This is a genomic window from Paenibacillus sp. FSL R7-0312 (assembly GCF_038004445.1).
Classification (GTDB): domain Bacteria; phylum Bacillota; class Bacilli; order Paenibacillales; family Paenibacillaceae; genus Paenibacillus_AQ.
Map to the genome: position 1 here is coordinate 2,305,848 of NZ_JBBORE010000001.1, position 16,958 is coordinate 2,322,805.

Annotated in this window: 20 protein-coding genes and 1 pseudogene; 16 read left to right on the forward strand and 5 right to left on the reverse strand. The window is 54.0% G+C overall.

Annotation, left to right across the window (positions count from 1 at the left end; all coding sequences use genetic code 11):
• Window positions 1–352: 352 nt before the first annotated feature.
• Window positions 353–1,072, forward strand: a complete 720-nt coding sequence (locus MKX70_RS10085; RefSeq protein ID WP_340839982.1) for a pirin family protein — start codon at window positions 353–355, stop codon at window positions 1,070–1,072.
• Window positions 1,073–1,188: 116 nt separating this feature from the next.
• Here the strand turns inward: MKX70_RS10085 and MKX70_RS10090 are convergent, their stop codons facing one another.
• Window positions 1,189–1,413 (reverse strand): DUF1128 domain-containing protein, encoded by a 225-nt coding sequence (locus MKX70_RS10090; RefSeq protein ID WP_042239711.1) that lies wholly within the window; start codon window positions 1,411–1,413, stop codon window positions 1,189–1,191.
• A gap of 200 nt (window positions 1,414–1,613) precedes the next feature.
• Here MKX70_RS10090 and yyaC point away from each other — a divergent pair, with 200 nt between their 5' ends.
• The gene (gene yyaC, locus MKX70_RS10095; RefSeq protein ID WP_039309245.1) at window positions 1,614–2,141 is read left to right on the forward strand and encodes a spore protease YyaC; all 528 of its coding nucleotides are present in this window, start codon (window positions 1,614–1,616) and stop codon (window positions 2,139–2,141) included.
• Between the two features lie 88 nt (window positions 2,142–2,229).
• On the forward strand, window positions 2,230–3,015 hold the full coding sequence (locus MKX70_RS10100; RefSeq protein ID WP_340839983.1) for an alpha/beta fold hydrolase: 786 nt from the start codon (window positions 2,230–2,232) through the stop codon (window positions 3,013–3,015).
• Between the two features lie 76 nt (window positions 3,016–3,091).
• Here MKX70_RS10100 and MKX70_RS10105 read toward each other — a convergent pair whose 3' ends face one another.
• Together MKX70_RS10105 and MKX70_RS10110 are read right to left on the reverse strand one after the other, a co-directional pair.
• Window positions 3,092–4,399, reverse strand: a complete 1,308-nt coding sequence (locus MKX70_RS10105; protein WP_052416743.1) for an MFS transporter — start codon at window positions 4,397–4,399, stop codon at window positions 3,092–3,094.
• Complete coding sequence (locus MKX70_RS10110; RefSeq protein ID WP_340782331.1) at window positions 4,400–4,966, reverse strand: ArsR/SmtB family transcription factor; 567 nt, start codon at window positions 4,964–4,966, stop codon at window positions 4,400–4,402.
• Window positions 4,967–5,171: 205 nt separating this feature from the next.
• Between MKX70_RS10110 and MKX70_RS10115 the strand changes: the two genes are divergently transcribed.
• From MKX70_RS10115 to MKX70_RS10125, 3 genes are all read left to right on the forward strand, one after another.
• Complete coding sequence (locus MKX70_RS10115) at window positions 5,172–5,834, forward strand: DUF6483 family protein (RefSeq protein ID WP_042239709.1); 663 nt, start codon at window positions 5,172–5,174, stop codon at window positions 5,832–5,834.
• A gap of 46 nt (window positions 5,835–5,880) precedes the next feature.
• On the forward strand, window positions 5,881–7,074 hold the full coding sequence (locus MKX70_RS10120; protein ID WP_340839984.1) for a class I SAM-dependent methyltransferase: 1,194 nt from the start codon (window positions 5,881–5,883) through the stop codon (window positions 7,072–7,074).
• Window positions 7,075–9,177: 2,103 nt separating this feature from the next.
• Window positions 9,178–10,299, forward strand: a complete 1,122-nt coding sequence (locus MKX70_RS10125; RefSeq protein ID WP_340839985.1) for an O-antigen ligase family protein — start codon at window positions 9,178–9,180, stop codon at window positions 10,297–10,299.
• 98 nt (window positions 10,300–10,397) lie between these two features.
• On the opposite strand, the gene MKX70_RS10130 is transcribed toward MKX70_RS10125, so the two are convergent.
• Together MKX70_RS10130 and MKX70_RS10135 are read right to left on the reverse strand one after the other, a co-directional pair.
• Entirely contained in the window at window positions 10,398–11,051 is a 654-nt protein-coding gene (locus MKX70_RS10130; protein ID WP_042239703.1) for an SdpI family protein, read from the reverse strand.
• A gap of 116 nt (window positions 11,052–11,167) precedes the next feature.
• Window positions 11,168–11,434 (reverse strand): annotated as a pseudogene (locus MKX70_RS10135) (autorepressor SdpR family transcription factor); the annotation flags it as partial.
• 253 nt (window positions 11,435–11,687) lie between these two features.
• Here MKX70_RS10135 and MKX70_RS10140 point away from each other — a divergent pair.
• The 10 genes from MKX70_RS10140 (at window position 11,688) to MKX70_RS10185 (ending at window position 16,949) form a co-directional block, all read left to right on the forward strand.
• Window positions 11,688–12,302, forward strand: a complete 615-nt coding sequence (locus MKX70_RS10140; protein WP_042239702.1) for a DedA family protein — start codon at window positions 11,688–11,690, stop codon at window positions 12,300–12,302.
• Complete coding sequence (locus tag MKX70_RS10145; protein ID WP_039303121.1) at window positions 12,299–12,865, forward strand: thioredoxin family protein; 567 nt, start codon at window positions 12,299–12,301, stop codon at window positions 12,863–12,865. Before MKX70_RS10140 ends, MKX70_RS10145 begins: the two co-directional genes overlap by 4 nt.
• Window positions 12,866–12,870: 5 nt before the next feature.
• Window positions 12,871–13,500 carry an MBL fold metallo-hydrolase gene (locus tag MKX70_RS10150; RefSeq protein WP_042243516.1) on the forward strand — a complete coding sequence of 210 codons (630 nt, stop codon included), beginning with the start codon at window positions 12,871–12,873 and terminating at the stop codon, window positions 13,498–13,500.
• A gap of 183 nt (window positions 13,501–13,683) precedes the next feature.
• Window positions 13,684–13,890 (forward strand): hypothetical protein, encoded by a 207-nt coding sequence (locus MKX70_RS10155; RefSeq protein WP_042239701.1) that lies wholly within the window; start codon window positions 13,684–13,686, stop codon window positions 13,888–13,890.
• Window positions 13,891–13,946: 56 nt separating this feature from the next.
• Window positions 13,947–14,489 (forward strand): RNA polymerase sigma factor SigY, encoded by a 543-nt coding sequence (gene sigY, locus MKX70_RS10160; protein WP_042239700.1) that lies wholly within the window; start codon window positions 13,947–13,949, stop codon window positions 14,487–14,489.
• Window positions 14,479–14,805 (forward strand): YxlC family protein, encoded by a 327-nt coding sequence (locus MKX70_RS10165; RefSeq protein WP_042239699.1) that lies wholly within the window; start codon window positions 14,479–14,481, stop codon window positions 14,803–14,805. Before sigY ends, MKX70_RS10165 begins: the two co-directional genes overlap by 11 nt.
• On the forward strand, window positions 14,802–15,023 hold the full coding sequence (locus MKX70_RS10170) for a hypothetical protein (protein WP_039303111.1): 222 nt from the start codon (window positions 14,802–14,804) through the stop codon (window positions 15,021–15,023). The genes MKX70_RS10165 and MKX70_RS10170 overlap by 4 nt, the downstream gene beginning before the upstream one ends.
• A 56-nt stretch (window positions 15,024–15,079) precedes the next feature.
• Window positions 15,080–15,271, forward strand: a complete 192-nt coding sequence (locus tag MKX70_RS10175) for a PLD nuclease N-terminal domain-containing protein (protein WP_340782351.1) — start codon at window positions 15,080–15,082, stop codon at window positions 15,269–15,271.
• The gene (locus MKX70_RS10180) at window positions 15,271–16,185 is read left to right on the forward strand and encodes an ABC transporter ATP-binding protein (protein WP_042239696.1); all 915 of its coding nucleotides are present in this window, start codon (window positions 15,271–15,273) and stop codon (window positions 16,183–16,185) included. Before MKX70_RS10175 ends, MKX70_RS10180 begins: the two co-directional genes overlap by 1 nt.
• On the forward strand, window positions 16,182–16,949 hold the full coding sequence (locus MKX70_RS10185) for an ABC transporter permease subunit (RefSeq protein ID WP_042239695.1): 768 nt from the start codon (window positions 16,182–16,184) through the stop codon (window positions 16,947–16,949). The genes MKX70_RS10180 and MKX70_RS10185 overlap by 4 nt, the downstream gene beginning before the upstream one ends.
• Window positions 16,950–16,958: the final 9 nt, after the last annotated feature.

Genomic DNA, 16,958 nt, shown 5'->3' on the forward strand with positions numbered 1-16,958 from the left:
CACTCCTCATTAGATTATTATGATTTGAACTCCGGCAGCTATGCTGCCTGCCGTCATTCAAATTCAGGATAGCCTGAAGTATCTTACTTCGTATATAAACGTAGGGGTATATACTGAAACAGTTGGTGAGCATGGGAAAGATTGACGGAGTATAGGGAAGAATCCAGGCAATAGAGGATCTTTTCTATATATAAACGGCTATATTTACGGCTTTACAAACGCTTGATTGATGAAGAAAGGAAGGGGGTAAGAGATACTAAATCACAGTGCCTATACACATCTCATATAAGGAGCATTTATCCCCTGGTTAAGATATGGAGAAGGTTCCAACATCTATGGAGGTGCAAAGTTTATGATTAAAGTAGTCACATCAGCAGAGCGTCATACTTCGACTAGAGAATGGATACACAGTGAATTCAGCTTTTCATTTGGAGATTACGATGACCCCAGCAATGCCCACTTTGGCGCACTGCTGGCCCATAACGACAATGAATTGAAGCCGGAGCAAGGCATGCATGAGCATCCGCATCATGATCTGGAGATTATTACTTATGTAGTTTCCGGAGTCCTGAAGCATCAGGATGATCTTGGAAATCATGCGGATCTGCAGGCCGGCAGTGTACAGATGATGAGCGCGGGTACAGGCATCAATCATTTGGAGACGAACCCGTCCCTAAGCTCGAATGTGCGTTTCTTGCAAATCTGGCTGCTGCCGGACCGTCCGGGAATGACGCCGAGGTGGGACGCGAGATTCTTTCCGGACGAGCTTAAGCTGAACAACCTGCTTCCGGTTGCTTCCGGATCAGCGGACAAGGGAGCGCTTAAGCTGGGCGAGGATGTTACGGTCTATTTGTCCCTTCTGCAGACGAACCGGGAGCTGCATTACCCGCAGCAAGAGGAGCGGCGCACTCATATTTATCTGATTTCCGGGAATCTGGAGATTAGCTGCTCAGACGGCGTGTTTCAGCTTCAGCAGGGAGATGCGGCGCGTATCCGCAAGAGCTGTGATCTGACCATTAAAGGGACAAGCAATGGCGGAGATGCAGAGTTCATCCTAATTGATCTGCCGTAAATGACAGTTGCAGACCTTCCTAAACCGAGCATCAACGCACAAAAGCCCTTCAGCTTCCCGGTCCATTCCTACGGACGGGTCGGAGAGAAGGGCTTTTATCATGCCGGCTGGCCGGTTTATTTCTTGCGTAAGCGTCCAAGTTCGGAGACAATCGCCTCCACCTGTGAGATGCTGAGCCTGTCGCTGCCCATGGCAACCTCATAAATATCCTGAATATCCTCATAATGCTCCACCGAAAAAGCCGAGGCCTGCATAGCCGCAGCGCTGGCCATTTTCAGCTTGTTCTTGATACCCTCGATCATATACTCAACATTTTCCTGGCTTGGTTTCGATAAATCCATGGGGTATAACAGTCCTCTCTAAGTGATATAGAATGAACTTAAGGTATGCTGCTCCATTGCATTCTTAAGTCCATCTTGCACAGTTCAAGTATTTTATCATGTTTGGATAGGGAAAGACCATTTTTTTGTCTGGATCACAGAAAACATGTTAAATTAGAGGGAATAATTCGCAGGCAATAGAAAGAGGGGGAGAGAAGTCTTTGGCAATCAGAGAAGAAGAGAGCAGGAAACGCCGCAAAATGGATGCTGACGGGCTGGCTTCTTTCTTCCGGGAGATCGCCGCCTTGCATCCGGCAGAGCAGCTGACCTTTCTGTGCATCGGAACGGACCGCTCCACTGGTGATGCTCTGGGGCCGCTGACAGGCAGCCGTCTGCTGGAATATGGGTTCCCCCATGTTACCGGTACGCTGCCGGCACCCTGCGATGCAGATAATCTGATCCAGCGGATAGCAGAGATTCCGGAAGGGCAGATTATTATCGCTGTGGATGCCTGCCTGGGGCCGCCTGCTGCTCTAGGGTATTACTTTGCGGCTGCGGAGCCGCTTCGTCCGGCACAGTCTGTCGGACTGCTGCTGCCCGCAGTCGGAAACTACAGTCTGGCAGCGATTGTCGATGTGAACAGTCCCCGGCCTTATCGTACGCTGCAGACCACACCGCTTCACCGGGTAATCGTTATGGCCGACCAGATTGCCCGTGCTGCCGCCCAGGGTTTCGGGCTCACGGGCTGAGAGCGTTTCAAAGGTACCTGATCTAGCTTAATAATAAAGACAAGCCGCGGTCTTCAACCGGATACTACATAGAAAGAAGGAAGCAGCCATGGAAAATGTTCGATGCGAAGGAAGCAACATTTGTTACAGTGATCAAGGTAAAGGTGATGTCATTGTTCTGCTGCATGGATTCTGCGGGAGCTCGGAATACTTTGAGAAGGTGATTCCTGGCTTAATCGCCAATTACCGGGTCATTGCCCCTGATTTGCGCGGGCACGGATCTTCAGATGCTCCGCTCGGAGTCTACACGATCGAACAGATGGCCGATGATGTTCTTTCACTGCTGAATGCCCTGGAGATTCCTGAGTGTTATTTGCTTGGACATTCCCTGGGAGGCTACATTACTTTGTCGTTTGCCCAGCGCCATGCCTCCAGGCTGAAGGGCTTCGGATTGATTCATTCCTCCGGCTATCCGGACAGTGAGGAAGCGAGGGAGAACCGGCTGAAAAGCGTGAGTACTATCCAGAATGAAGGCATCTTTGCTTTTGTAGACCAACTGGTGCCTGGGCTCTTTGCTCCTGGTGCAGCACCGCAGCTTCTGGAACGCGCCAAGGAGATAGGCTATAAGACCCCTCCGCAAGGTGCCGCAGGGGCAGCCATGGCCATGCGTGAGCGTCCAGACCGCAGGGATGTCATCTCGGCAACCGCGCTGCCGGTGCTGCTGGTAGCCGGAGCGGAGGATTCGAAGGTGACTCCAGAACGGACCTTCACCTCGGACAATCCGAATATTACCAAGGTGACAATATCAGGAGTGGGCCATATGAGCATGTTTGAGGCCCCGGAGCATTTGTCGCAGATTATTAAGGATTTCGTACACACGCCTGTGCAGAAGTAATTCTTATAGCATACAAAGAGGCAGCACCCGCCGGATGGCGGAGTGCTGCCTCTTTGTATTGGCCGCGCAGCGGCTTTTATTGAAATTTACGGATAGCCGGAACACTGAGCACGAGAGCGACACAGGTCAGTCCCAGAGTAGAGAAAATAATTATGGTCGGAACCCCGCCAATCAGGTCGGCCAGCCAGCCGACAAAGATGTAACCGACCGGCAGCAGGGCGAAGGAACCGAATAAATCGAGACTGGCTACCCGTCCGAAGGCTTCCTTCGGGACCAGCTCCTGCAGGCTGATCTCCCAGATCAGTCCGAAGATCATCAGCCCGAAGCCTTCAAGGGCAAAGAAACCGATGGCTGCAGCCGGAGTACCCGCAAACGGCATGAGCAGCAGAGCCACACCCCCCAGCATAGCACCGCCATAAGCCATAATGCCGCGGTTCTTCCATTTCGGCCGCAGTCCGAACAGCAAGCCGGCGATAATTGCGCCTACTCCGGAGAAGGTAACGGCAAGCCCGTAGACATAAGGAGGCCAGCCGTGATGGACCTTGAAGAGCCAGGGAAGAAGGACGCTGCTGATCCCCGCGTAGCAGATGTTGATGAAGCAGAAGGCCAGAATCGTAATCCACAGCCAAGGGTGGCTGCGCAGAACGGAGATTCCCTCGATGAAATCCTCTTTCCAGTTAGGAGTATCCGGGGCTTCAGTATCCGGCAGAACAGAGGCCGCGGAATCTGCGGCGGGTCCGGGCTGCAATTTGACAATCAGCACCCTGCGCAGGTAGACAAGGCATACTAGGGAGATCAGATAAGTGAATGCATCCAGTCCGAAGCCGACACCTGCGGACAGGTGAGTGATCAGCAGACCGCCCAGTGCGGGGCCGATCAGGCGTACGGACTGGGTAGTGATTTGGGTCAGAGAATTCGCAGCCACGCGTATGTCCGGAGTGAATACTGTGGCCCGGACTGCAGCATAGGCAGGCTGGAATAGACCATCGAGCAGACCATAGAAGGCTACCAGGATATAGAGCAGCGGGATACTGAGTATTCCGGTCAGGGCCAAGACTGCCGTGATCATCATCACGGCAAAGCGGGCAATATCCGCCAGCATCATAATCCGCACACGGTCGTAACGGTCCACGATATGTCCGGATACCGGAAGCATGATCACATTCGGCAGCATGTAAGCAGCCATGACCAGACCCATCGTGGTGGTTGATCCGGTCAGTGAATAGACGAGGACGGGCAGGATGACCATCGTCACCGAGCTGCCGAGGAATGAAATTAAATGTCCCAGCCACAGATAGGGAAAGGCGCGTGAACGGACAAAAGGAGCAGCGAAACCCTGCAGCGGATTGCGCCTTTCCTGTCCGGAAGGAGCGGCGGTATTCATCTACTCCTGTACCTCCGCATCTGTATTCGGCTCCGGAACAGGCTCTGCAGACTGCAGGCGGCCCATCACGATTTCAACACCATACTCGTCGCCGGCAGTAACCTTAGATTCCCAGGCAGTGATCAGCTTCAGCATCTCCTGATGGAATTTCGCAAGCTCCGGAGGAGAGAGGGTAAGTCTGGTGATGAAATGCTCCACCTGGTCTTCTTTGCGGAAGTGGAAGCCGCTAAGCTGTTCCGAGCGGAACATCGTCCCCTTGGAGCGGTAGAATTTCTGGATGATACCTCCCGCCACTTCGGTGCGGACAAGCTCCAGAAGCCCGCCCTCATAGAGCTTGACGATGTGGTAGTGGATGTTCCCCGGTGTCTTGTTCAGCTTCCTTGCAACCTGCTTGGACGTGAGGGGTTCCCCCGCCAGCGTATGCATGATCTTAATCCGCAAGGCGCTTTCCAGCAGCTTATCCTGTTCCGGGGTGACCTTCAAAGGCTGCACGTTTTCTTCCAGTTGAGAATAGCTTGAAGCAGCTGCTTCCGGCGGGCTTTGCCCGGGGTCGGCGGGTTGTGACATCACGTTTCCTCCTATAATCGATCTGTGTAACAGTATGATCTGGATTCCAGATTAGTTGTTTGTATTGTATTTGAGCCCCAGTTTTATGTCAAGAACAATCAGTAGCAGTGATAACAAGTGTTGGCTGAAGGACAGGGGTTATGCCAGGTGGCGCAGGCGGGTGGAATGGTTTAAGATGATTTCAAAGGCGAAAGGGTGAGCAAGCATGTTCCGGAGAGATTATATCGTACGCATGATCGAGGATATGACGGCAATGGTTGCCAAGGTAATGACCTTGAAGCAGGATAAAAAAACAACAGAAGCCCTGTGGGAAGTGGACGAGCTGCTCATGCGGCATTTCCGCATAAATTCCCGTCTGCTCAATTCGCTGTCCGTAGAGGACATTATTGATATGTTTCGTCTCGGCGGTGTGCTGGAGTCCGATAAGCTGCAAGGGGTAGCCCGGCTGCTGAAGGAGGAAGGCGGTATTTACGCGGCAAAAGGGGATCAGGATCAAGCCCTCTTCAGGGAGATGCGGTCCTTGCATCTGTTTTTGTATGCGGATCTGCATGGTGCCGACCGTGAGCTGCTAAACATGACGGGCGATATCAAGGAGCTATTAGAGGAAGTAGAGCCTTACCGCCTTCCGGCCAAAACAGAGCGGCTGCTGATGGCCTACCAGGAATCCCTGGGACATTACGCCAAAGCGGAGAACAGCCTGTACCGGCTATGGGAGCAAGGGGAGGATGTTGCGGCGGAGGGCAGGGAGCTGTACGGACGGCTGCTGCTGTTAAGTCCGGAGCTGTTGGCCCAGGGGGGGCTTCCTCTGGAGGAAGTGCAGCAAGGCGGGGAAGAATGGAGCAAGCTTACGGTTAATGCTATAATATAACGATATTCAGGAGACAGCGTGCTCCATTTATAAATTCGAAAGTGAGATGTACCCAGTGGAATCTTTGAAAGCATTGATCGATCAAGTGATTACCGGCCGTACGCTGATTATGGCTACGCTAAGCCAGCTGCGCAGCAAGGGTGGGGTCACCTACAGCAAAGTGCAGATCAAACCTGTTGAATTAAAGGGCAAGCTGCACTATCAGTTCGCCTACTATATCGGCCCCAAGGTCGAACACCGCAATATTCCGGCAGAGGATGCCGCTGAAGAAATGCTGACTCTGCTGAGAGAGACCTTCCGCCAAGGCCTGCTCTGTACCGCCAGTGCCGACTACCAGGTGCTGATCAGCAAAAAATACAAGGTGTCCATTCTGACCAAGTCTGCCAGCAAACAGGAGGCACCGGACCTGGCGCATAACCGCCGGAAGCAATATGTTCTGGACGAAGGAGAACCGGTGCCGTTTCTCGTGGAGCTTGGCATCATGAACAGCGAAGGCAAAGTGCTGGCTAAGAAATATGATAAGTTCCGCCAGATCAACCGGTTCCTGGAGATGGTCCAGGATGTGCTCAGTGATCTTCCGGCAGGCCGTCCGCTGACGATTGTTGATTTTGGCTGCGGCAAATCCTATTTGACCTTTGCGTTGTACCACTATCTGGCCGTCCGTGAGCAGCGGGAGCTGAAAATAGTCGGTCTTGATCTGAAGGCGGATGTCATTGCGCACTGTGGTGCCCTCGCTGCCAAGCTGGGCTACGACCGCCTCCGGTTCCTGGTCGGTGATATCGCTGACTATAATGAACTGGACCAGGTGGATATGGTTGTTACCCTGCATGCCTGTGATACAGCGACAGATGCCGCTCTCGAGAAGGCAGTACGCTGGGGCGCATCGGTCATCCTCTCGGTGCCTTGCTGCCAGCATGAGCTGTTCGCCCAGGTGCAGAGCGATGTGCTGAGTCCGCTGCTGTCACACGGAATCCTGAAGGAACGCTTCTCGGCACTGGCCACGGATGCAATCCGGGCCAAGCTGCTCGATCTGATGGGTTACCGCAGCCAGCTGCTGGAATTCATCGACATGGAGCATACACCGAAGAACATTCTAATCCGTGCCGTGCGGAGCGACAGCGGCGACAACGCCGCCAAATGGCGCGAGTACACCGCGTTCCGCGATTTTCTCGGTGCCAAGCCTTATCTGGAGCGCGTCTGCTCTGATCTGCTGCCCGTGGGAAATGCGGAGCTTAATTAATCAGCTTAATAGTTCAAAGTGTGACAGAACGGCTGCTTCCTGCGGGGGGCGGCTGTTTTTGTGCAAATATAAGAAATTATAAGTTGCACTTGATAACTTATCCTTCTATTTCTCGCTGAACCGTTACCGTTCAAAAGACAGCAAAGCCGTTTCCACTTGGGATTGCTATTGGAAGCTTCGGCCGCTATTAAGGTGCTGCTGTGGTGTTAATGGAGTGCAGCTGTGGTGCTGCTGTAGACGCTGATGTAGTGCTAACTGTGGTACTGTGATGCTGCTGTAGCGCATCTGTAGTGAATTCGTATTGTTAGTGCTATTTTAGTGCTGTTTTCGTACTTTTGTAGGGCCATCTGTGATGCCCTGAATTAGAATCTTGCATCAAATACAACAATTCTTTCATTATGCCGCCTCTAATCGGGAATTGTTGTACAAACTCCCGGCTATACCTGAATCAAAGTTGTAATACTTACAACATTTCGAATAATCCCGCTTGACCACCAGCTCTTAAGCGTTTATTTCCCCAATCTTAGACTTAAGTGTGGTTCATATAGCGACTTTCTTATGCATTGCTATAGATATGGGAAGACTGTAAGCAACAATAGGAATAGGGGATTTAGAAATGCGGATAAATCGGTTTCAGCAGTACAGAGGAATGGCGGTCACTCTGGCTTGCAGTTTGGCGTTGATAGCAGCGGGCGGAGCGGCCTGTGTGCTGAGAGGATTCTTTTTTGCCAAGGAAATGTATCTCTTCCTGACCGTATGGTTTGTGTTGTGCGGAGTTCTAACCCTAGGAGGACTTGTCCTGTATGCCGCCTCCGGCAGGGCAAAGCGGCTAAAGCTGAAGGGGGATCTGGCGGGTAAGGTGGAGACCCTGCGGGCGCTACCTGGAGGTGTCGTAAAGGGAGATATAGCTGAAGCTGAGAGGTTAGCCGGGAGTGGACGGTTGGTGACAGATCATGCCGGGAAGGCCGAGATAACGCAGGCAGCAGTTGAGGCAGTGTCCGGGAGTGGCCGTATGTTGGATAGCAGTATGAGTAGAGTTACGAGGTTGAGGGCGATTGTATGGTTGTTGCCGGGCTGCTGCATTGTTATCTGTATTCTTTACGCTATTCATGCATTCCGTGGCCCCCTATCCTCGCAGGGAACATTGAATGAATTGCTGCGCTGGGCATTTTACACCAGTTTTGCTCTCTTCGCTGTACTTGTGGCGGGAAACCGCCGGGGAGGAACTCTTCTTGCAGCGGTCTGGCATCTGCTGGGTCTCGTGATCAGCCTGTCTGCCTTATTGGCGGTATGCGGTGGCCTGCCGGTTCCTTACGCGGTAGCCTACAGCCAGTCACCTGAGGTCAGTGCTACCGGTGCCCGGCTGGCCGGACTGCTTCAGTATCCGAATGCCTTTGGCGCGGTGATGGCTGTGTTTCTGCTGGAGCGGCTATTTGCTGCTGCTTATGGCTTCAGGCTGACCGGTCCTTCGGGAACCGTGAGTGGAGAAGACTGCGCAGAGGGAGAGGTGGAAGCATCCCGTGGAGCAGTAAACCGGGCTGAGCAGGAGAACATAGCCAGCGGTGAAGCGGAGGGTGGAGCGGTAAGCAGAGCGGAGCAGGAGAACATAGCTAGTGGTGAAGGGGGGGGTGGAGCGGTAAGCAGAGCGGAGCAGGAGAACATAGCCAGCGGTGAAGCGGAGGGTGGAGCGGGAAGCAGAGCGGGTGAGACCGCTATAGCTGGCAGAGTGGGCCGTGCACTGGGCTGGTCCGCAGAGCTACGGCGGACAGCGGCGCGCCTGCTGCCGTTGTTCCCGTACGCCGCCGCGCTGCTGCTCAGCGAGTCGCGCGGCGCATGGCTGGCTGCGGCCTCCGCCGGCGCCGCAGCCCTGCTCTGGAAGCGGCAGCTGTCCGCGCTGCTTCTGCTTGCCGGCGCCGCGCCTGTGGCCGCCGCGGCGCTCCTGTACCGCCAGCTGGCCCGTACCGGGCTGGCGGCAGAGCCCTTGCCCGGCCTGCTGCTGCTGGCCGGGCTCTGGGCCGGCGCGCTGCTGGCCGGCCTATGGCTGCACCGCCGCAGCGCCGCGCGGCGGGCTGGCACCGCGCCGCCATGCTGGCGCTGGCGGCGGTGGCCTGGACGGCGGCCGCCAGCGCCGTCCTGCTGCAGGTACGCGCGCGGATCACGGGGCCGTCCCCGACGGCCGCCGCGCGCGGACTCTTCTACCGCGATGCCTGGAAGCTCGCGGCAGAGGCGCCCTGGCTGGGGCGCGGGGGCGAGACCTGGCGGCATTCGTACCTCGCCGCCCAGTCCCGCCCCTATGTAGGCAGCCAGGTGCACAGCGGTTATCTCGACATCCTGCTCAATCTGGGGACAGCCGGTCTGGCTGCTGTCCTCCTGCTGCTGCTGGCCGCAGGCTGGCTCGTCTTCAAGGCGTCACCTAGGCTGCTTCCGCCTCTGCTTGTCATCATCCTGCATAGCGCAGTTGATTTTGACTGGAGCTACGGATTGATATGGATGCTGCTCCTGCTGCTGCCTGCATGGGCTCTTACAGAAACCATAGCTCGGCCAGTTGCGGAGGGTACCGCCATCCTTACACGGCTGCGTCGATCATGGCCGTATGCAGGAATCGCTGTTCTCTGCGCCTTGACCTTCATGCTAAGCATCCTATCCTATCAGGCGATGAGGGGGGCTGCTTTGTATAAGCAGGCTGCCCGTACAAGCACTGATCCTGCCGCACAAACTGTGCTGCTGCGGCAATCGCTGGCGTGGAATCCAAGAGAGCCGCAGACGGCGGCCGCATTATCACGGCTGCTTCCAGAGGAGCAGGGAATGGACCTGCTGCAGAGCAGTATGCAATTCTCCCCCGGAGATGCTGCTCTGCACTGGGAACTTGCAGAGCGTTATCTGCAAGGCCGCGATCCGGGAGAGGCCTTGTACTGGGTCCGCCGCAGCCTGAAGGCCGACATATTTAACGCCGCCAAAAGACTGGCGGCGATTGAAGGGATGCTTAAAATGGCCGAACGCGGATTGGCGGAAGGGAACAGGCAGAGGGCTGCAGACAGCGCAGCTGCCGGACTGGAACTGCTGCGGCAATACAGCCTGCTTGCCGGCAGGGAGCATAGCGCAGGCCGGCGGCATAATGACCGCGGCTTCGGGATCAATGAACAAGCCGAAGGGGTTTACCTTCGGCTGAGAGCTCTGCAGGCGCTAGCCATACAGGATGAGCCGAAGAAGTTAGTGACCGGCTGAACACTGAAGCACTAAGCAGGCACTCAGTCGGCTGAATTCATTAGATGTGCATCTCCAGTAGCGTTCTTCCGAATCTCGGTGCAGTGCGGCGGCCAGCTTCAGACCTTGATCTTCCGCGAGATCAGCCACGAATACACATAAGGCACGATAATGGCGATAACCAGGGCAGTGATGATCATGCTGACCGACAGCACTTTTGGCATAAAAGCCCCCAGTGCAATCAGCAGTCCGCCAATCACCCACATCATTCCGGACAGACGGTGGGTCTTCCGCCACACCGCAGGGTTAGCCAGCGTCCAGGGTGTTCGGACACCCGTGAAATAATTATCCCTGATCTGCGGCATGAAGTTTCCAATCACTATAAACAGCAGCCCAATACTCACAGTAGCCCACTTCCCGGCGGCAAATTGCTCATCCAGACCTTGTGTGACCGACAGCACAAGTGCAGCATCGCATATGATGCCCACTGCCAGGCGGATCATTTTATAAGCGCTTTGAAACTTAGTGTAGTTCTCTCTTTTGGGATCAATTGTACGCATAAACTGCATGGCTATTGGGAAGATCAGTCCCATGAAGGAGAAAAAAGCAATGAGGGAGCCCTTGCTCCAGTAAGTGTTAACCTTGCCTGTAATGCTGAACTGGGCAGGAAGCTGATCCGGCAGCTTGCCGTAATTCAACAGTGCATAGCCGAGCGAGAACAATCCCAGAATTACAATCAGTGTGTCCTGCCATTTCCATTGGAAATCCTTCATCTTGATTCACCCTCCGTGTCAAAATATCGCTCCCGTCCCCTGGTCCCCTTTGAACCTGCGCCTTTTAAGCCTAACGAATCTTCAGCCGGTTCATCCGCAACTGCTTTACTCTCCGTACCGGCCTTACCCGTACCCGTCAATTCCAGGAACCAGCCCAGCACCTCTTCGAGCACGGTGGAGTCCAGCGAATAGAGAATAAACTGGCCTTTCCGTTCGTCCTGCACCAGTCCCGCATGCTTCAATGCATTTAGATGATGGGAGATGCTGGGTTTGGACATATTGAAAAAATCGGCAATTTCCCCGGCCGTCCTATCCTTTTCCCGCAGCAGGCGGAGAATCTGCCTCCGGGTCGGATCGGCCAGCGCCTTGAAGGATTCATTCAACTCCGCAGCCCCCTTTCAATATTTAGGTAATTATCTAAATGCATAATAGATCTTTATTCCACACTTTGTCAATGCTGGAATACCTGCTTTTCTATAGCAGAGAACCGAATGTCCATTTTCCATAAGTAGAAGTCGTAAGCCCGCATATGCTAGAATAGGCTAAGAGAAGCTGGATACATAGAGCGGACGAGGCTTAGGATTCTGCCTGCAGAATGCCAGGCTGATTACGCAACACACGGAAGGAGAGCTGCAGTTGCATTTTATATCTGAACTGATTTCGCAATTATTTGAATGGATTCAGAGTTTGGGTTACTTCGGAATAATGATTGGCCTGATGATTGAAGTCATACCAAGTGAGATTGTATTGGCTTTTGGCGGCTATCTGGTCTCGCAGGGAGATATTAATTTTTTTGGCGCGGTTTTGTTTGGTACAATTGGCGGGGTAGTCGCCCAGATTTTTGTGTATTGGATCGGCCGTTATGGCGGCAGACCGGTGCTGGAGAAGTACGGCAAGTATATTTTTATCAAAAAGAAGCATATTGACCATTCTGAAGAATGGTTCCAGAAATACGGGACCGGCGTAATCTTCACCGCCCGTTTTATCCCGGTTGTCCGTCATGCGATCTCTGTTCCCGCTGGTATTTCGCGCATGCCGCTGGGTAAGTTCACTATGCTGACCACGCTGGCTGTTATTCCATGGAGTGCACTGTTTGTATATCTCGGATATACTCTCGGCGATAAATGGCAGACTATTGATGAAGTCGCAGCTAAGTATACGCATGAAATCATTCTTGCCGCACTTGCGGTTATTGTTCTGTATTTCCTGTTCAAGTGGTACAAATCCAAGAAGAAGGGTAGTGCAGTATGAAACAGAATGTTGCTTCTAAATTTGGTCAGGGATTGACGCCCCGCCAGTTCGTGGAAGGCATGACGAAGAACCAGCAGGCTTTTGAATCCTGGTATGAGAAGTTTGCCTGGGCAGATGAGAGTGACCGGGAATATTTCGAGAGCCTGAATCACCGGGATGATCTGCGGGTACTGATTCTGGCTGCTGACTGGTGCGGAGATGTGGTTCGTAATGTCCCTGTGGTGTTCCGCATCCTGGAGACGGCAGGCATTAAGACTGAAGTGCTGATTCTGGAAGAGAATCAGGATGTTATGGATAACTTCCTGACCATGGGTGGACGTTCGGTTCCAATCGTGATTTTTGCCGATACCGGCGGCTATGTGCTGGGCCATTGGGGACCGCGTCCGGAGCATGTACAGTCACTGATGAGAGAGTTCAAACAGGAGAACCCGGACCGCGAGGCTGCGGATTATGAGGGCAAAATCACCGAAGTGCGCAAAGCCATGGGCCAAGCCTACGGAGAAGGAACGGAATCACACGCGGTTATTGCCAAAGAGCTGCGCAGTCTGATCTCCGGATTCTAATGCCGATGCTTAATATAAGGTCTTATAATCTTGGACCACTTCAGACGAACGCTTATCTGCTGACAGGAGCCGACCCTGCCAAAGGTGTGATTATTGATCCCGGTGCCAATCCGGCTGCCCTTCTCCGTGCTGCTGAAGGTATGGAAATAGAGGCTATCCTGCTGACTCACGCCCACTTTGATCATATTGCCGGACTGGATGAGGTCCGTAAGGCCAAGAAATCCCCAGTGTATATACATGCTCTGGAGAGTGAGTGGCTGGGCAGTCCCAAGCTGAACGGCTCGCTGATGTGGCCCGAATCATCTCCTCCGGTCAGTACAGATCCGGCTGAATACGATTTGGCGGAAGGCCAGATTCTGAAGCTGCTCGGTTTAACCTTCCGGGTGCTGCATACGCCTGGACACTCTCCGGGGAGTGTCAGCTTCCTGTGCGGAAATGATCTGTTCTCCGGTGATGTATTGTTCAAAATGGGAGTAGGACGCACCGATCTTCCCGGCGGCAGAGAACGTGATCTGTTTGATTCGATCCGCGGTAAGCTGTACCGGCTGGATGAAGAAGTGAGGGTATTTCCAGGACATGGTCCGCGCACCTCTATCGGGTTTGAGAAGCTAAATAACCCATACGTTCCTATGTAACGACGTGTTTATGCCGGTTATGACATAATTCGGGAAATTAGACATGGACAAAAAGATACAGAGTTGCTACAATAATGTTAATTAAATGTAACATTTACCTCGCGAAGCACGCAGACTGTGGAATAATCCCGGTTTGCGTTCTTTTTTTTGTCTATATGTCTTTAATTTCATGGGAGGAAGCAGATGAAGGAAGATATGCATCACCAACTGGACTATGGGGAATTGAGACTAGACGGGGAAGGTGTGGCGGAGCAGAATTCCGTAGAGTATGCTGCAGAGAATGGGGATAATAAGATCTCTCTATTCTGGCGCTTCCCCAGAGGCAAGGGAGCCGTCCAGCCATGGAGGCGCAGGCTGTGGGAATTGCAGAATAATTCTGACCCTGAATGAACGATCTACAATACATAATCGTATTACAGAGGTGAGGAAGAGAAAGAGGAGGGACTATGGGCGACGGGACGCTGGAGAAGATCAGACTGGCGCAGCAGGGGGATGCCAAGGCAACAGCTATGCTGCTGCGGGAGCATTATCCCTTCCTGTACAAGTATCTGATTAAAGCTACAATGGACCCTTCACTTGCGGAAGAGCTGGCTCAGGATACAATGGTCAGATGCTTGGAGAAGATGGGGAGTTACAATGGAACCTCTGCATTTTCTTCATGGCTGATAACGATTGCCAGCCGGCTCTACATCGACCGCAAGCGGCGGTGGAAGCGTGAGTTGAAGTGGCAGAAGGAGCAGACTGAGGAGCAGGGGAGCCGCAGTATCCGCTGGAGGTTTGAGAGCCGGAATATGGAGTGGAGTGAAGTGCTTGATGCCTTATCCCGCCTGTCTACTGCCCACAGAATGGCTGTACTGCTGAAGCATTATTACGGATACGGCTATGATGAAATCGGCCAGATGCTGCAGATCCCTTCCGGCACGGCCAAATCAAGGGTAGCAGCCGGATTGAATCAACTGCGAAAGGAGCTGGACGAGGATGAGGTTTAACAGTGATGAAGAGCTGCTGAATAAGCTGTCAGCAGAACTGGAGATTCTGGATCAGCATTACGACGATGTGGCGCCTCCCTCCTTGCCGGAGCTGGAGCAGCTTATTGCGGCAGAAGCAATCCGCCGAGTGAAGCGGCAGCGCAAGGAACTGCTGATATTCTCTCTGGTGGCTCTACTCCTGCTCAGCGTAGTGCTGTCTATTCTAAACTCTGCCCCGGCACTGTTTTGGGGCTTGCAGGCGCTATTTCCGCTGGCAGCACTTGGCAGTCTGGGAGTAGCACGGATCAGGCTGGGACGGGAGGATGCTGAAGAGTGAGTGAATTGCAGAAGGCGCCTTTGTGGCTGTGGCTTTGTATAGCTGCTGTACTGATGCTGCAGGGGACTTGGCTGTTCCGTAATGCTCAGGGCAGAGGGAAGGGCAGAATGGCCTGGTTCTGGGGAATTTGGGGCCTTACCGGTTTCCCGTCACCGGCTTTGTGTTATCTGCTGTTTGTAGTTCTCCCGGGCAGGCGGAAGGCCGGGCAGAAGCGCTGAAGGCGGACAGGGAAGGCGGTCTCAGAATAGCAAACTGGAGTATGGAGGGTGTACAGATGGATAAAGTGAATTGGGGGTTGATTGCGCCGCTGCTGGCGCTGCAGGTTCTGCTGGCGGTTGTGGGTCTGATCTCGCTGGCCAGGACAGATAAGGTTCGCGGGCCCAAATGGATGTGGGTGCTGCTCCTGGTATTTGGCAACCTGCTAGGAAGTATAGCTTATTTCACACTGGGAAGGAAAGAACTCTGATGCCGCTGCTTGAAGTTACGAATCTCCGCAAAAGCTTTGGCGGACATCCCTCCGTGGACGGCATCAGCTTCGGGGCCGAAGCCGGGCGTTGTGTCGCTTTACTGGGACCCAATGGAGCCGGCAAAACCACTACACTGCGCATGCTTGCCGGTCTTCTGCCGCCTACCGGCGGGAGCATCTCCTTTGGCGGCGCTCCTCCCGGAACGGATTACCGCCGGCAGCTTGGTTATCTGCCGCAGTCTCCGGCTTTTTACAGCTGGATGAGCGGTCTCGAATATATGATCTTTGCCGCCAAGCTTAGCGGCATGGCCGCCAAAGAAGCTGCGGCGGTGTCGGGCGCAGTGCTGGAGCGCGTGGGGCTTAGTTCTGCAGCGCGCCGCCGGATCGGCGGATATTCCGGCGGTATGAAGCAGCGCCTGGGGCTGGCCCAGGCCTTAGTGCACCGCCCGCGTCTGCTATTGCTTGATGAGCCTGTCTCCGCGCTTGATCCTATAGGGCGCCGGGAAGTGATGGAGCTGCTGCGGGACATCCGGGAAGAGACAACTGTGATTTTCTCCACCCATGTGCTGCATGATGCGGAAGAGATATGTGATGACGTCATATTAATGAACCGGGGAGCTATAGCTGTGCAGGGGACCTTGGCCCGTCTCCGGGCGGAGTACAGTCTTCCGGTTATCAGAATAACCATAGCGAAGGAAGACAAGGCTGTCCGGTGGCTGGAGGAGCTTAGGCACAAAGCCTTTATTGAAGAAGCAAGTATTTCGGACGGCAGGGCAGTCTTTAACGTAAGCGATGTCGGGCTCGCGCGCCGGATGATTCTGCAGGAAGCAGCAGGGCTGGATATTCCGCTGCTGCAATTTGAAGCAGGTTCTTCAACGCTGGAGGATCTGTTTATGAAAGTGGTGGGAACATGAGCAAGCTCTGGGCCCTGTATTCGAGAGAGATGCTGGAGGCAGTGCGCAGCTATAAGCTGATCTGGATACCTGTAGTGTTCATTATTCTAGGCATCATGCAGCCGCTAGTCACCTTTTATATGGCTGATATACTGGCAGCCTCATCAAATGTCCCGGCAGGGTTTATGGACAGCTACGAGATGCCTGGTGCTGCTGCGGTAATGGCCCAGGCTCTGGGCCAATACGGCACGATTGGCATCCTGATTCTGACGCTGGGGACAATGAACAGCCTGGCCGGCGAGCGGAGCAGCGGGACAGCCGAGCTGCTGATGGCCAGACCTGTTTCACCGGTATCGATCGTTGTTGCCAAATGGGCGGCAAATTTTACAGTGCTGGTAATTGCACTGGTACTGGGGGTAGCGGGGGCGGCTTATTATACAGTGCAGCTTATGGGGAGCTTGGCCTGGGGCACAGTTGCGGCGGCTTCCGGACTCTATGCACTCTGGCTGCTGTGTGCGGTGTCACTTACGCTGCTCTTCAGCGCCTGGCTGCGCGGACCTGCTGCTGCCGGGTTTGCTCTCCTGCTGGCTGCGGGGATGAGTCTCGCCCACAGCCTGCTGCCTTCCAGGACTGCCTGGTTGCCTGCCGCTCTGCCCGGAATGTCTGCCGGCTTGCTTGCAGAAGGCAGCGTAACCGGCGGGCCGATGATCTCAGCAGTGCTGTTAATCGTTGCTTGTATTGCAGGAGCTTCGCTGCTCATTCGTAGGAATAAATTGCCGAATTGATAAAATTGC